This window comes from Methylocystis echinoides (genome assembly GCF_040687965.1).
Lineage (GTDB): Bacteria > Pseudomonadota > Alphaproteobacteria > Rhizobiales > Beijerinckiaceae > Methylocystis > Methylocystis echinoides_A.
In genome coordinates this window covers 999,967-1,014,365 of the sequence record NZ_CP156084.1, presented here as the reverse complement: position 1 = coordinate 1,014,365, position 14,399 = coordinate 999,967, and the positions used below count along the sequence as shown (strand labels likewise).

At 65.4% G+C, this 14,399-nt stretch carries 11 protein-coding genes and 1 tRNA gene; 4 read left to right on the top strand and 8 right to left on the bottom strand.

Annotation, left to right across the window (positions count from 1 at the left end; all coding sequences use genetic code 11):
• Positions 1-5 precede the first annotated feature (5 nt).
• From RVU70_RS04855 to secA, 7 genes are all read right to left on the bottom strand, one after another.
• Positions 6-81: transfer RNA gene (locus RVU70_RS04855), tRNA-Val, on the bottom strand.
• A 207-nt stretch (positions 82-288) separates the two neighbouring features.
• A complete protein-coding gene (locus RVU70_RS04850; protein WP_363349947.1) occupies positions 289-570 on the bottom strand; it encodes an HU family DNA-binding protein in 282 nt (93 codons plus the stop codon).
• 286 nt (positions 571-856) lie between these two features.
• On the bottom strand, positions 857-3,283 hold the full coding sequence (gene lon, locus RVU70_RS04845; RefSeq protein ID WP_363349946.1) for an endopeptidase La: 2,427 nt from the start codon (positions 3,281-3,283) through the stop codon (positions 857-859).
• A 301-nt stretch (positions 3,284-3,584) separates the two neighbouring features.
• Positions 3,585-4,850 carry an ATP-dependent Clp protease ATP-binding subunit ClpX gene (clpX, locus tag RVU70_RS04840; protein ID WP_363349945.1) on the bottom strand — a complete coding sequence of 422 codons (1,266 nt, stop codon included), beginning with the start codon at positions 4,848-4,850 and terminating at the stop codon, positions 3,585-3,587.
• Between the two features lie 279 nt (positions 4,851-5,129).
• A complete protein-coding gene (locus RVU70_RS04835; RefSeq protein ID WP_405044847.1) occupies positions 5,130-6,344 on the bottom strand; it encodes a 6-phosphofructokinase in 1,215 nt (404 codons plus the stop codon).
• 136 nt (positions 6,345-6,480) lie between these two features.
• A complete protein-coding gene (locus tag RVU70_RS04830) occupies positions 6,481-6,951 on the bottom strand; it encodes a helix-turn-helix domain-containing protein (protein ID WP_363349944.1) in 471 nt (156 codons plus the stop codon).
• Positions 6,952-7,152: 201 nt separating this feature from the next.
• Complete coding sequence (secA, locus tag RVU70_RS04825; protein ID WP_363349942.1) at positions 7,153-9,972, bottom strand: preprotein translocase subunit SecA; 2,820 nt, start codon at positions 9,970-9,972, stop codon at positions 7,153-7,155.
• 351 nt (positions 9,973-10,323) lie between these two features.
• Here secA and RVU70_RS04820 point away from each other — a divergent pair, with 351 nt between their 5' ends.
• The gene (locus tag RVU70_RS04820; protein WP_363349941.1) at positions 10,324-10,707 is read left to right on the top strand and encodes a hypothetical protein; all 384 of its coding nucleotides are present in this window, start codon (positions 10,324-10,326) and stop codon (positions 10,705-10,707) included.
• Positions 10,708-10,906: 199 nt separating this feature from the next.
• Positions 10,907-11,680, top strand: coding sequence for a methane monooxygenase/ammonia monooxygenase subunit C (locus RVU70_RS04815; RefSeq protein ID WP_363349940.1), 774 nt, complete (start codon positions 10,907-10,909; stop codon positions 11,678-11,680).
• Positions 11,681-11,903: 223 nt separating this feature from the next.
• On the opposite strand, the gene RVU70_RS04810 is transcribed toward RVU70_RS04815, so the two are convergent.
• Complete coding sequence (locus tag RVU70_RS04810; RefSeq protein ID WP_363349939.1) at positions 11,904-12,818, bottom strand: polysaccharide deacetylase; 915 nt, start codon at positions 12,816-12,818, stop codon at positions 11,904-11,906.
• 82 nt (positions 12,819-12,900) lie between these two features.
• On the opposite strand from RVU70_RS04810, the gene RVU70_RS04805 reads away from it, so the two are divergent.
• Positions 12,901-13,356 carry a GNAT family N-acetyltransferase gene (locus tag RVU70_RS04805; RefSeq protein ID WP_363349938.1) on the top strand — a complete coding sequence of 152 codons (456 nt, stop codon included), beginning with the start codon at positions 12,901-12,903 and terminating at the stop codon, positions 13,354-13,356.
• A 45-nt stretch (positions 13,357-13,401) separates the two neighbouring features.
• The gene (locus tag RVU70_RS04800) at positions 13,402-14,397 is read left to right on the top strand and encodes a zinc-dependent alcohol dehydrogenase family protein (RefSeq protein ID WP_363349937.1); all 996 of its coding nucleotides are present in this window, start codon (positions 13,402-13,404) and stop codon (positions 14,395-14,397) included.
• Positions 14,398-14,399: the final 2 nt, after the last annotated feature.

Here is a 14,399-nt window from a genome sequence, read left to right as displayed (position 1 = left end):
AAAACTGGTGGGCGGTGAGAGGTTCGAACTCCCGACATTCTCGGTGTAAACGAGATGCTCTACCAGCTGAGCTAACCGCCCGCGCCAGCTTCGAAACAACGCAATCAAAGACGGGCTCGGCGTCGCCTTGCCTGTCGTCGCGCGCCCTCGCGGCCGCGGATTGCGCGCCTCAAGGCGGCGGCTGGGTTTTAAAGATGGCGCGCAGCCGTGGCAAGCGCCGAGCGCTTCAAACCGGAACGGCCGCCGGATTTCATCCGGCGGCCGTGCCCGTAAACTCACGGCAAGATTTTATTTGGTCTTGTTCAGCTCGGTCTTGAGCGCGGCGCCGGGCTTGAAACGGGCGCTCTTCGAGGCGGGAATGTCGATCTCGTCGCCGGTCGCCGGGTTGCGGCCTTTGCCGGCGGCGCGCTCCTTGACCGAAAAAGTGCCGAAGCCGACAAGGCGCACTTCATCGCCGCTCTTGAGCGCATTGGTGATGCCCTCGAGCACAGCGTCGACCGCCGCCGCCGCCGCCGCCTTGGACGTCTCCGTCTCCGCCGCGACGTGCTCGACCAGTTCCAATTTGTTCATGGCCTATTCCTTTTATTGACGCGCTGCGGGGCCGGCGATCAAACGCTTACAAGCGGCGGTCTCGAATCGTCGGCGCGCAACGACGGCGAGTGTTGGTGCCGAATTCTAGGAAAAGCAAGGGATTCGCCGGTCGGCCCTTCAAAAAACCCCGGAAAACCGCGGGAATCGCCGCGTGCACTGCGAAAAAGTCGCGAAAATATGGCGTTTCTGACAAAGTTGCCGCGACAGGGACACAAAAAAAGCCCCGTCCGGGGGGACGGGGCTCGCTATTCTCAGGCCGCCTGGCTCAGTGGGCGCGAACGCCGGCGTCGTCCTCCGCCAAGGCGGCGGTCCGCTTGGAGAGCGCCGCGGTGTCCTCCTCCCAGACGATGGGGGTCGGCTGGGAGATGAGGGCGTGCTGGAGCACTTCCTCCATGCGAGCCACCGGCACGATTTCCAGCCCGTTCTTCACGGCGTCCGGAATCTCGGCGAGGTCTTTGGCGTTCTCCTCGGGGATCAGCACCTTCTTGATGCCGCCGCGCAGCGCCGCCAGCAGCTTCTCCTTCAGGCCGCCGATCGGCAGCACCCGGCCGCGCAGCGTAATCTCGCCGGTCATGGCGATGTCCTTGCGCACCGGGATGCCCGTGATGATCGAGACGATGGCGGTCGCCATCGCCACGCCGGCCGAGGGCCCATCCTTCGGCGTCGCGCCCTCCGGCACGTGCACGTGGATGTCGCGGCGGTCGAAGAGCGGCGGCTCGACTCCAAAGTCCACCGCGCGCGAGCGCACATAGGACGCCGCCGCCGAGATCGACTCCTTCATCACGTCGCGCAGATTGCCCGTGACCGTCATCTTGCCCTTGCCGGGCATCATCACGCCTTCGATCGTCAGCAGCTCGCCGCCCACCTCGGTCCAGGCGAGCCCGGTGACGACGCCCACCTGATCCTCGAGCTCGGCCTGCCCGAAGCGGAACTTCGGCACGCCGAGATAATCGGCAATGTTCTCGGCCGTGACGACGATCTTCTCGGTCTTCTTGAGCAGGATTTCCTTGACCGCCTTGCGGGCGAGATTGGAAACCTCGCGCTCGAGATTGCGCACGCCGGCCTCGCGAGTGTAGCGGCGGATGAGCTCCAGGAGCCCGTCATCGGTCACCATCCATTCCTCGGGCGCGAGCCCGTGCTTGTGGACGGCGCTGGGCATCAGATGCTTGCGGGCGATCTCCAGCTTCTCGGCCTCGGTATAGCCGGCGATGCGGATGATCTCCATGCGGTCCATCAGCGGCGCCGGAATATTGAGCGTATTGGCCGTCGTCACGAACATCACATTCGACAGGTCATAGTCGACCTCGAGGTAATGGTCGTTGAAGGTCTGGTTCTGCTCGGGGTCCAGCACCTCCAGCAAAGCGGAGGAGGGGTCGCCGCGGAAGTCCATGCCCATCTTGTCGATCTCGTCGAGCAGGAAGAGCGGGTTCGAAGACTTCGCCTTGCGCATCGACTGGATGATCTTGCCGGGCATCGAGCCGATGTACGTGCGGCGGTGGCCGCGAATCTCGGCCTCGTCGCGCACGCCGCCGAGCGACATGCGGACGAATTCGCGTCCCGTCGCCTTGGCGATCGACTTGCCGAGCGAGGTCTTGCCAACGCCGGGCGGGCCGACGAGGCAGAGGATCGGGCCCGTGAGCTTATTGGCGCGGCTCTGCACGGCGAGATATTCGAGAATGCGCTCCTTGACCTTCTCCAGGCCGAAATGCTCGGCGTCGAGCACGTCCTGAGCCTGCTGGAGGTCGCGTTTCACCCGCGAGCGCTTGCCCCACGGGATCGACAGGATCCAGTCGAGGTAATTGCGCACGACGGTGGCTTCCGCCGACATCGGCGACATCTGGCGCAGCTTCTTGAATTCGGCGACCGCCTTATCGCGGGCTTCCTTCGAGAGCTTGGTGTTCTTGATGCGCTCCTCGAGCTCGGCGAGATCGTCCTTTCCGTCCTCGTCGCCGAGTTCCTTCTGGATCGCCTTCATCTGCTCGTTGAGATAGTACTCGCGCTGAGTCTTCTCCATCTGGCGCTTGACGCGCGTGCGGATGCGCTTCTCGACCTGCAGGACCGAGATTTCGCTTTCCATGAGCGACAAGCATTTCTCGAGCCGTCTGGCGACGTTAAGCGTCTCCAGCACGTCCTGCTTGTCGGGGATCTTGACGGAGAGATGGGAGGCGACCGTGTCGGCGAGCTTCGACGCGTCGTCGATCTGCGTCACCGCGCCGACAATCTCCGAGGAGACGCGCTTGTTGAGCTTCACGTAGCTTTCGAATTCCGAAACGACCGACCGACCGAGCGCCTCGACCTCGACTGGCGAGCCCGCGTCGTCGGCGAGCGCCTCGGCGTCCGCCTCATAGAAATCTTCGGCGCGCGAGTAATTGCGCACGGCGGCGCGGGCGACGCCCTCGACGAGCACCTTCACCGTGCCGTCTGGCAACTTGAGCAGCTGCAGAACGGAGGCGAGCGTGCCGATCGGATAGATGGCGTCCGTCGCCGGATCGTCGTCGCCGGCGTTCTTCTGCGTGGCGAGAAGGATCAGACGATCGCTCTTCGTCACTTCCTCGAGCGCGCGGATCGACTTCTCGCGCGCCACGAAGAGCGGCACGATCATATGGGGAAACACGACGATGTCGCGCAGAGGAAGGACGGGGTAGCTCTCGACGGCTCCCGGCGTAATGGCGTCGCGCTTTTCGTTACTCATCTTCGTGTCCTGCTTTCCTTTGCGCATCCCGCTTGGCGGCAACGCGAAAATGCGAGCGATCAGTATGCGTCCAGAACTAGCAAGACTTAGGCCGCAATCTTCGACCGGCGATCTCTAGTCAGACCCTGGCCGCCTGGACGCTCGCTCTTTCGTCCACGCGCCATCACTGAGGCAGCGGCGTTCAAGCCCAAACGGCCCCGTTAACGCAGGAAATGGGATACACGAACAACTGATTCAAGGATGGCCCTGGCGAGCCGGCCCCGGCGGGCGGGCCGCCCAGCCAGGCGGCGGCGCGCGCAGGTCAGGCGCTGGCGCCGCTTTTTTCGTTGCGCTCCGCGTAGATATACAGGGGACGCGCTTTTCCTTCAACGACTTCCGGGCCGATCACCACCTGCTCGACGCCCTCGAGGCCCGGCAGGTCGAACATGGTGTCGAGCAGGATGCCCTCCATGATGGAGCGCAGACCGCGGGCGCCGGTGTGGCGCTCGATGGCCTTGCGGGCGACGGCGGAGAGCGCGTCGTCCTGGAAGGTCAGCTCCACGTTCTCCATCTCGAAGAGGCGCTGATACTGCTTGACGAGAGCGTTCTTGGGCTCGGTGAGGATTTTCTTGAGCGCTTCCTCGTCGAGATCCTCGAGCGTCGCGATCACGGGCAGGCGGCCGACGAATTCAGGGATCAGGCCGAACTTCAGCAAATCCTCGGGCTGAACCTGACGGAAAATATCGCCGGTGCGACGCTCGTCCGGCGCCTGGACGGTGGCGCCGAAGCCGATCGAGGTCGAGCGGCCGCGCGCCGAGATGATTTTCTCGAGCCCGGCGAAGGCGCCGCCGCAGATGAAGAGGATGTTCGTCGTGTCGACCTGCAGGAACTCCTGCTGCGGATGCTTGCGTCCGCCCTGCGGCGGCACCGATGCGACGGTGCCTTCCATGATCTTGAGCAGCGCCTGCTGGACGCCCTCTCCCGACACGTCGCGGGTGATGGAAGGATTGTCGCTTTTGCGCGAGATTTTGTCGATTTCATCGACGTAGACAATGCCGCGCTGGGCGCGTTCGACATTGTAATCCGACGCCTGCAGCAGCTTCAGGATGATGTTCTCGACGTCCTCGCCGACGTAGCCGGCCTCGGTGAGGGTCGTCGCGTCGGCCATGGTGAAGGGCACGTCCAGAATGCGGGCAAGCGTCTGCGCCAGCATGGTCTTGCCGACGCCGGTCGGGCCGATCAGCAGAATGTTGGATTTCGCCAGCTCGACGTCGCCGTGCTTTGTGGCGTGGTTCAAGCGCTTGTAATGATTATGGACCGCGACCGAGAGGACGCGTTTCGCCTGCGCCTGGCCGATAACGTAATCGTCGAGAACCTTGCAGATCTCGCGCGGGGTCGGGATGCCGTCGCGCTGCTTGACCAGCGAGGATTTGTTCTCCTCGCGGATGATGTCCATGCACAGTTCGACGCATTCGTCGCAGATGAAGACCGTGGGGCCGGCGATCAGCTTGCGAACTTCGTGCTGGCTCTTGCCGCAAAACGAGCAGTAAAGCGTATTCTTGGAATCGCCGCCGCCGACTTTGCTCATGATTTTCTCCTGATGAATCAACCCGCCGGGCGAATCGATCCAAACATGTGATACCGGCTTGGGCCTAACAAAAGGTGGAAGCCGCCCCTCGATGGCCTCCCACCCCTGCCGGTCCTGACAAGGCGCCCCCGCCGGGCGCGCCCAAAACCCGCGCGGGCCGCTCGCTCCCCCGCGCAAGCGCCTAGTCTATTTTAGGCCTGCCCGAATTTGCAACCTTTCCGCAATTTCAGGCCGAGTGCAAGATCGGCGCCCGTTCGGCGCCGTCGCGACGCCAGATCCTCAGGTCAGAATTTTTCGGACCCGGTTGAGCCGCAGCCGGAAGGCGTCCGGCATGCCGCTGCCGAGCAATGGCCGCAAATACATCCTGAAAGCGTCCGTGACGTCGGTGCCGCAAGGGGTGATGAATTCGTCCGGCATCACTTTTGTTTTTGCGGCGATTTGTTCAAGAGGGGTCAGCTGATAGTCGACTGAATAAAAGCCCGTGCGATGGATCGTGACCGAGCCGTCGCAATCTCCCCACAGGGCGTATTGGACGGCCTTCTCCCCGACCTCGCGCGCCTCGCGCTGGTCCACGTCGGAGACGCAGCCGACAAAGCTGCGCTGAACATAGCCGAAAGTGTCGGCCCGCACGCGCTTGAAGCCGAGCTTGTCCTTGACGAGCTGGGTCAGTTCATCGGCCAGCGCGCCGCCGCCGAGGTGGACGTTGCCATGCGCGTCGCGCTCGACCTGCTGGGCGAGTTTTTCGGCGATCGGCACATGGTTCTCGTCGCTGATTCCTTCCGAGACGGCCACCACGCAGCGGCCGTATCTCTCCATGGTCGCCTTCACGTCGGCGAGGAACTTCTCCACGGAGAAGGCGCGCTCCGGCAAATAGATGAGATGGGGACCATCGTCGGGAAACTTCTTGCCGAGCGCCGAGGCGGCGGTGAGGAAGCCGGCGTGGCGGCCCATCACGACGGCGATATAGACGCCCGGCAGCGCCCAATTGTCGAGATTGGCCCCGGCAAAGGCCTGCGCCACCCAGCGCGCAGCCGAAGGGAAGCCCGGCGTGTGGTCATTGACCATCAGATCATTGTCGATGGTCTTGGGGATGTGGATGGCGCGCAGCGGATAGCCGGCGTTTCTGGCTTCCTCCGAGACGATGCGGACCGTGTCCGAGGAGTCGTTGCCGCCGATGTAGAAGAAGCAGCCGACGCCATGCGCGCGCAGCACCTTGAAGATTTCCTGACAATACTTCAGGTCGGGCTTGTCGCGCGTGGAGCCGAGCGCGGACGAAGGCGTGCAGGCGACGAGCTCCAGATTATGGGTGGTCTCCTGGGTGAGATCGACGAAATCCTCGTTGACGATCCCGCGCACGCCGTGAAAGGCGCCATAGACGCGCTCGACCTCGCGGAACTTGCGCGATTCGAGCACGGCGCCGACGAGCGACTGATTGATGACGGCGGTGGGTCCGCCGCCCTGTGCGACGACGACTTTGGAAAAATCGATTGACACGCGAAGCTCCTGTCGAGACGCCGGTTTCTATGGCCACGCCGGCGGCGGTCGCGAGGCCCAGCGGAACGCTCGCCGCGCGCTTCTTATTACCAAATGGACGCCATTTCCACGAGAAACAGGGGAAGAAGCCGAGCGGCTAAACGAGCGGCTTGAGCGCGCGCCCGAGCTTGATCACCCGGCGCATTTCGCGTCTGGTGAAATCCGCGAGAGTGAGCGCCACGGCCGCGCGCCCGTTGGAGACGGCCATGCGCCATTCGGCCCGGTCGGTCCTCTCGACCCAGCCCCGCGCTTGCAGGGCGGCGAGCTTGCGCCGCACCGTTTCGCGCGGCATGCCGGTCTGGGCGGCGATCCGGCTCGCGGACAGCGATCGCCGCTCCGACCCGGTTGAGGTCTGGCTGTCGCCTTCGGCCACGCGATCGCGCAAGTAACGCTGCGCGACGATGGTGAAGACGAGCATCTCATGCAGGTCCCCGTCGAAGACCGCGCAGCAATCGGACAAATGCGCAGCCATGAAGTCGACGAAATGGAGGTGGAAGACCGCCCAATGCGACCGCATGATGCGATCGACAATGGTGTCCATGTCCTCCGCAACGACATGATCGTCCATCCGCACGCCCTCGAGTCTCGGTGGCTTCGCCACGCCGACGCCGGGCGTCAAGTATAGGGCGCCCGGTTGTTGGGAGCCTAGCAGACCCCATCGCTTCGGGCTGTGCGCTGACGCACGGCGGTTCGAGTGGCGGGGAGCGGGCAAGCGCATGCGCAGACGATCGCGCGGAGCCGCTCGCCTCGCCCGGAAGCTTCGCTCTCGCTAAACGAGCTGGCCGTGGCAGTGCTTGTATTTCTTGCCCGAGCCGCAGGGGCAGGGCTCGTTGCGGCCCACCTTGCCCCAACTCGTGGGGTCGGCGGGATCGCGCACGGGCGCCGGCGCGAGCGCCTGGGACGAAAAGTCCACGCTGGCGAGACGCGCGTTCAAGTCCTCGAGCGCCGTCTGTTCGGCGCTGAAGCCGGCCGACAGCGCCACCGGGCTGGGATGCGACATTTCCATCGGCGGGAGCTCCGGGGGCGCCGACGGCGGCGCCTCGAAGCTCACTTCGACGCGCATGAGCTGCGCCGTGACCTGCTCGTCCCAATGGGACATCAGGCCGCGGAACAGGTCCAGCGCCTCGGATTTATATTCGTTCAGCGGGTCGCGCTGCGCCATGCCGCGCCAGCCGATGACCTGACGCAGATGGTCGAGCGCCACGAGATGCTCGCGCCACAGCGTGTCGAGCGACTGCAGCACCACCTGCTTTTCGATCATGCGCATCAGCGGCGCCGTGTTCCGCTCCACGCGTTCGGCGTAGGCCGTGTCGGCGGCTTCGAGCAGGCGCTCCTTGAGTTCCTCGTCGGCGATGCCCTCTTCCTTCGCCCAGTCGGCGACGGGGGCGTCGAGAGCGAGCTTTGCGCTGACGTCCTCGGCAAGGCCCGCGACGTCCCATGACTCGGCGTAGGCGTCGTGGGGAATGTGGCGGGAGACGAGATTCTCGACCACCTCGGCGCGCATGTCGGCGACCTGCTCCTCGACGCTCTCCTCGGCCATGATCTCGCGCCGGCGCTCGAAGATGACCTTGCGCTGGTCGTTCATGACATTGTCGAACTTGAGGATGTTCTTGCGGATGTCGAAGTTGCGCGCCTCGACCTTGTGCTGCGCCTTTTCGATCGCCTTGTTGATCCAGGGATGGACGATGGCTTCGCCCTCCTGCAGCCCGAGCTTCACGAGCATGGAGTCCATGCGCTCGGAGCCAAAGATGCGCATCAGATCGTCCTGCAGCGACAGGAAGAACTTGGAGCGCCCGGGGTCGCCCTGGCGGCCCGAGCGGCCGCGCAGCTGATTGTCGATGCGGCGGCTCTCATGGCGCTCGGTGCCGATGATGTAGAGGCCGCCCGAAGCGAGCGCCTTCTCCTTGAACTTGGCGATTTCCTCGCGGATTTCCGCTTCCTTGGCCTCGCGCGCGGCGCCCTCGAGCCCGGCGCATTCCTGCGCCACGCGCATCTCGACATTGCCGCCGAGCTGAATGTCGGTGCCGCGGCCGGCCATGTTGGTGGCGATGGTGACTGCGCCCGGCACGCCCGCTTCCGCGACGATATAGGCCTCCTGCTCGTGGAAGCGCGCGTTGAGCACGGCGAACATCTTCGACGGCTCGCCCGAGCGCGCCGCGGCGTAAAGCTCCGACAATCCTTTGGGATCGGCGAAGTCGATCATCTTGTAGCCCTGCGAGACCAGGAATTCGGCGAGCTGCTCGGATTTCTCGATCGAGGTCGTGCCGACGAGGAGCGGCTGCATCCTGGAGCTTGCGTCCTTGACCTCTTCGAGGATGGCGTGCAGCTTTTCCTTCGCCGTGCGGTAAACCTCGTCGTCGTCGTCGCGGCGCTGAACCGGGCGGTTCGTCGGGATTTCGACGACGTCGAGCTTGTAGATTTCGGCGAATTCATTCGCCTCGGTCGCGGCGGTGCCGGTCATGCCGGCGAGCTTGTCGTAGAGGCGGAAATAATTCTGGAAGGTGATCGACGCGAGGGTGACGTTTTCGGGCTGAACCTGGACGCGCTCCTTGGCCTCCAGCGCCTGATGCAGCCCTTCCGAATAGCGCCGGCCCGGCATCATGCGGCCGGTGAATTCGTCGATGATCACCACCTCGCCCTTGCGGACGATATAATCCTTGTCCTTCTGGAAGAGCTTATGGGCGCGCAGCGCCTGGTTGACGTGGTGGACGAGCGTGACGTTATGGGCCTCGTAGAGCGCGCCCTCGGTCAGCGCGCCGACCTCGACGAGCAGCTCCTCCATATGCTCGTTGCCGGCGTCGGTGAGGTGAATCGTGCGCTGCTTCTCGTCGAGCTCGTAATCGTCTTTCGAGAGCTTGGGGATGAGCTTGTCGATCGTATTGTAGAGGTCGGACTTGTCGTCGATCGCGCCCGAAATGATGAGCGGCGTGCGGGCCTCGTCGATCAGGATCGAGTCCACCTCGTCGACGATCGCGAAGTTGTGCCCGCGCTGAACCATTTGCGCGAACTCATATTTCATATTGTCGCGCAGATAGTCGAAACCGAATTCATTGTTGGTGCCGTAGGTGATGTCGCTCGCGTAAGCGGCGGCGCGGCCTTCGTCGGAGAGATCGTGCACCACGCAGCCGACGCTCATGCCGAGGAAGCGGTAGATCTGACCCATCCATTCGCTGTCGCGCTTGGCGAGATAGTCGTTGACGGTAACGACGTGGACGCCCTTGCCGGCGAGCGCGTTGAGATAGACGGCGAGCGTGGCGACGAGGGTCTTGCCTTCGCCGGTGCGCATCTCTGCGATGGCTCCCTCGTGCAGCACCATGCCGCCGATGAGCTGCACGTCGAAATGGCGCTGGCCGAGCGTGCGCTTGGCGGCCTCGCGGACGGTCGCGAAGGCCGGGACGAGGAGCTCGTCGAGGGTCTTTCCGGCGGCGAGCTGCTCGCGGAATGCGACGGTGCGCGCGCGCAGCTCGTCGTCGGTCAGGGCCTCGAGTTGAGGCTCGAGCGCATTGATCGCCTTGACGTTCGGCGCATAGGTCTTGAGGCGGCGGTCGTTTGCCGTGCCGAAAATCTTCTTGGCGAGGGCGCCGAGCATTCCCGCGAACCTTTCTAAGATGGCGCGCCGCCATCAGCCTGCGCCAATCCGGGCGGCCGCGGCGGAGCGTCCTAATTCTTTGGAAAATCAACCACTTGCGACAGCGCCCGGGAGTCCGGGCGTCAAGGCCGGCGCGGCATTTCCGCCGGACAGATAAGGGGAGGGGCAACCCTTGTCAATGTAAGGCGTTCCGGGCCGCAGAGCCTTCTCGGGCCGGAGCCGGCGAAGGCGCTCGGCTCCAAGCGACATTCCCACTGTGAGACGATTCGCCGCGGAAGGCCGGTCCCGCGGCTCGCTTGACCGTGCGGCGGCCCCTCTCTAGCCTCCGTTCTGGAACCAAAGGCGGCGGCGGTGGATCCATTTTCGGGACGTGGCGAATTTGCGCGCATGTTGGCGGCGATTGTCGCCGGCCTGCTGCTGCTGCAAGTCGCATTCGTGGGGGCGCCGGCGCTGGCGGGCGACGCGGGCGTCATCTGCTCGACGCCGGAAGCGTCCGGCGGCAAAGGCGAGCCCGCGGCTCCCCATCGGCGTCATACGCTTTGCTGCGTCCTGCATTGCGGGGCCATCGGCGCCCCGCCGCCACATCCGCAAGTCTCGCTGATTGCTCCTGCCGAGCCCTCGACCGCGCTCGCGTCGCCGGCGTCGAACGCGGCGCCCGCCCCTCGCTTGGAGCCCAAAGGCGCGCCACAGTCTCCACGCGCGCCGCCTTTTCCCGCGCAGTCCAGTCCTGCCTGAACGTCGTCGCCGGTAGGGGCTTGCACGCCTCGACGCAGGGACGCAACGGTCATCGTCCAGGCGACGCTGACCGAACCGCAGGAAATCCAGACGCCAGCCAACGCTGAGGCGACGCGGACTTGTCGCGCCTCGCGTCCGGCGCGCGCCGCGCGGAGAATTTCCTCTGCGCTCGCGGCATCAAACTTTTTGGAGACAAATCATGCCCATCGCCAAGACCGACTCAGCCGGCGCCGCGCAGCGCGCCGCGCGAGTCGTCGATACGAAACCCGTCGTGTTCGGGACCATCGCGCTTATGCTCGTCGTGGCGCTTCTTCGCCTCTATGAGCAGCTCTTCGGGTGGAGCGCCGGGCTCGATTCGTTTTCGCCGGAGTTTCAGCTCTATTGGACCAATCTGCTCGAGGCGGCTGTTTTTCTCTCGGTTGCGACGCCCATGGCGCTCGTCGGCTATCTTTGGCGGACGCGCGACAGAAAGCTCGAGAAACTCTCGACGGCGCTCGAGCTTCGACGACTCCTCTACCTCGTCCAATGGCTGGTGATTTTCTCGCTCGCGCTGTTTTGGGGGCTGAGCTTTTTTTCCGAGCAGACGGCGGTGTGGCACATGACCGCGGTGCGGGACACTGATTTCACGCCGAGCAACATCGTCACCTTCTATATCTCTTATCCGCTGTTCGCCGCCCTCGGGCTGGGAGCCTTCTTCTATGCGAAGACCCGCCTGCCGTTTTTCGCCAAAGGCTATTCGCTCGCCTTCCTCATCCTGGTCGTCGGCGTCTTCATGACGATTCCGAACGTGGGCTTCAATGAGTGGGGCCATACGTCATGGTCCATGGACGAGGGTTTCGCCGGTCCGCTGCATTGGGGTTTCGTCTTCTTCGGATGGATGTCCCTCGCAGTCTTCGGCGTGACGCTTCAAATCCTCGCTCGCATGCGAGCCCTGCTTGGCTCTGAGGTCATCGAAGAATTACGCCGACGCTGATCGGCAAGGTGCGCAAGAACCCCGCGCACATTGCCGGGGCCGGCGCCAGCGGTCAGCGCGGCGCCGGCCTTTCCCATCGCGCGCGTCATGCGCGCCCTCGAGCTTCGCGCGGCCTGGACTCCTCATAACCGCGCGGGGACTCCCTCCTCCAACTTGCCCCGCCTGTTTCGACAGGCGGGGTCTTTGTTCGACGCGCGGACGAGCCCCAGGCAGAAGCGGGCGGCTAGGGAGCCTCGGTGATGGCCCGGAAGGGCTTGGGCATCCGCTCGCTCTTCAGGAGCCGCGAGAAAATCTGCAGGCCGCCCGGCTCATTGCCATTGGGATGCACGAGCACAATCGAGCCCGCCCGCGGCGGGGGCCCGAGCGCAAGCCAACTGTCGGCTCCGAGCGCAACGAGATGGCGCTCCGAGACCTTCTCCAGCAGGGTCCGGTCCGAAACGAGGCCCGGGAAGCGGAAGAAGACGGAAGGGCTTTCGCCATGGGCGATGAGCAGCTTCTCGGTTTCGAAAATCTCGGCGTCGAGGTCGACGCCGGGCCGCAGAAGATAGTTCTGCCCGTTCTTGAGCCCGGGGACGTAAGGGTGGGTGTAGGAGTGGTTGGCCCAGACAATGTCGAGCGCCCCCGAGCGGCGCTTTTCCTGAAGCCAGGCGAAATCGGCGGCGTGATGGGCGATCCAGCCGCCGGAGACGGCGAGAGTCAGGGGCGTCCCTGGCCCTTGCGCCGCAACCTCCTCGATGAAGGCCCGGTCGAGCGGCTTCTGGCTCGGGCAGAGGTCGCCCGTGACATAGGCCCCCTCGCCCTTGCCGTGGATCAGCCCGGCGTTGACGAGCGCCGGCGGTCGGTCGGGATCGGCGGGCGGGCGCACGGCCTTGATGAAGCGCGTTTCCGCCTGTTCGGCGTCGGTCGTCGCGGCGCAGCGCCAGCAGGCGGCGCGTTCGAGCGACGTCTCGAGGCTTTGCGGATCGACCGTCAGCAGCAGGTCGTCGCCGTCGACCGCCATGCGGCGGGTCGCAAGGCGCATCTCATGACCCCGGGCGCAGCTTTCGAAGACCGGCGTATAACCATTCACCCGCGCCCCTGTCGCGTCGGCGACGGGCGCGACGACCGCCGGCCCGCAATTCTCCTCCGCGCGCGCCATTGCGGCGCTCGCGAGCCATGCGCAAAATAGAAGAAGGACGGGCCTCGGTTTCACAGGCGGAATGTTTAGCAGAAACGCAGCCATGGAAAAGCCAAGCCTCGAGGTGGAAGCGGTCGAATGCGCCGAACTCGCCGCCCGCCTGGGGGCGGAGATGGCTGCGCGCTATGGTCCGCGCGAGGAGACGCCGCTCTCCGTCGTCCTGCACGACGGCGGCGGCGCGCTCGTCGCCGGGCTCGATGGCGCCACCCATTGGCGCTGGCTTTATATCAGGCGCCTGTGGGTCGCGCCGTCCCGTCGCGGCGAGGGGCTCGGGGCGCGGTTGATCGAGACGGCGGAACGCGCCGCCCGCGACCGCGGGGCCATCGGCGCCTATATCGACACTTTCGACGGGCGCGTCGCGGCTTTCTATATGCGTCAGGGCTTTTCGCGGGTCGGAGAGATCGCGGATTTTCCGCTCGGCGGGCGGCGCATTTTCTTGAGCAAGCGGCTCACGCCGGAGGCGGCGGGCGACGCCCCCTCCCTGGCCCCGCCCGGCTGAAGCGGGAGAGCGCGGCCGCGAGGGTCGGAAGGGGAAGAACGCGACATGACCGAGACAGTCTCCGCCATGGTCCTGCGACGCCCGGGGACGCCGCTCGTGCGGGAGGAGCGCGCGCGTCCAACCGCGGGCCCCGGCGAAGTCTTGCTGCGCGTCGAGGCCTGCGGCGTCTGTCGCACGGATCTTCATGTCGTCGACGGCGAATTGACGCAGCCAAAGCTCCCGATCATTCCCGGCCACGAGATTGTCGGGCGGGTCGCGGCGGTCGGGCCGGGCGTTACGGGCTTCGCGCTCGGAAGTCGCGTCGGCGTGCCCTGGCTGGGGCGCGCCTGCGGCCATTGCCCCTATTGCGCCAGCGCGCGCGAAAACCTCTGCGACGATCCCCTTTTCACCGGCTATACGCGCGACGGCGGCTACGCCACGCATACCGTCGCCGACGCGTCCTTCAGTTTCCCGCTGCCGGAGGGCGTTGAGCCCGCGACCCTGGCGCCGCTGCTCTGCGCCGGCCTCATCGGCTGGCGCACGCTCAAAATGGCGGGGCCGGCGCAGGCGATCGGCGTCTATGGCTTCGGGGCGGCGGCGCATATCATCGCGCAGGTTGCGATCCTTCAGGGCAGGCGCGTGCACGCTTTCGTGCGGCCGGGCGACGCCGCCGCGGCGGCCTTCGCCTTGTCGCTCGGCGCGGCGAGCGCGCAAGGCTCAGACGCGCCCGCGCCGGAACCGCTCGACGCCGCGCTGATCTTCGCGCCGGTCGGCGCGCTCGTCCCGCAAGCGCTCGCGGCCGTGAAGAAGGGCGGCGCGGTCGTTTGCGGCGGCATCCATATGAGCGACATACCGAGCTTTCCTTACGCGCTGCTCTGGGAGGAGCGGCGGTTGCTCTCCGTCGCCAATCTCACCCGGGAAGACGCGCGCGAATTTCTCGCTTTGGCGCCGACGCTGCCGTTGAAGATGCACGCGACGCCCTATGCTTTGGCGCAGGCCAACGAGGCCCTGAGCGATCTGCGAGACGGGCGCCTGCAGGGCGCGGCGGTGCTCGTGCCCTGAGA

What these genes read in the sequence shown, in the direction of transcription:
- RVU70_RS04850 (WP_363349947.1), bottom strand. Translation starts at nt 570, where the DNA reads ATGAACAAATTGGAACTGGTCGAGCACGTCGCGGCGGAGACGGAGACG.
- lon (WP_363349946.1), bottom strand. Translation starts at nt 3,283, where the DNA reads ATGAGTAACGAAAAGCGCGACGCCATTACGCCGGGAGCCGTCGAGAGC.
- clpX (WP_363349945.1), bottom strand. Translation starts at nt 4,850, where the DNA reads ATGAGCAAAGTCGGCGGCGGCGATTCCAAGAATACGCTTTACTGCTCG.
- RVU70_RS04830 (WP_363349944.1), bottom strand. Translation starts at nt 6,951, where the DNA reads ATGGACGATCATGTCGTTGCGGAGGACATGGACACCATTGTCGATCGC.
- secA (WP_363349942.1), bottom strand. Translation starts at nt 9,972, where the DNA reads ATGCTCGGCGCCCTCGCCAAGAAGATTTTCGGCACGGCAAACGACCGC.
- RVU70_RS04815 (WP_363349940.1), top strand. Translation starts at nt 10,907, where the DNA reads ATGCCCATCGCCAAGACCGACTCAGCCGGCGCCGCGCAGCGCGCCGCG.
- RVU70_RS04810 (WP_363349939.1), bottom strand. Translation starts at nt 12,818, where the DNA reads ATGGCGCGCGCGGAGGAGAATTGCGGGCCGGCGGTCGTCGCGCCCGTC.
- RVU70_RS04805 (WP_363349938.1), top strand. Translation starts at nt 12,901, where the DNA reads ATGGAAAAGCCAAGCCTCGAGGTGGAAGCGGTCGAATGCGCCGAACTC.
- RVU70_RS04800 (WP_363349937.1), top strand. Translation starts at nt 13,402, where the DNA reads ATGACCGAGACAGTCTCCGCCATGGTCCTGCGACGCCCGGGGACGCCG.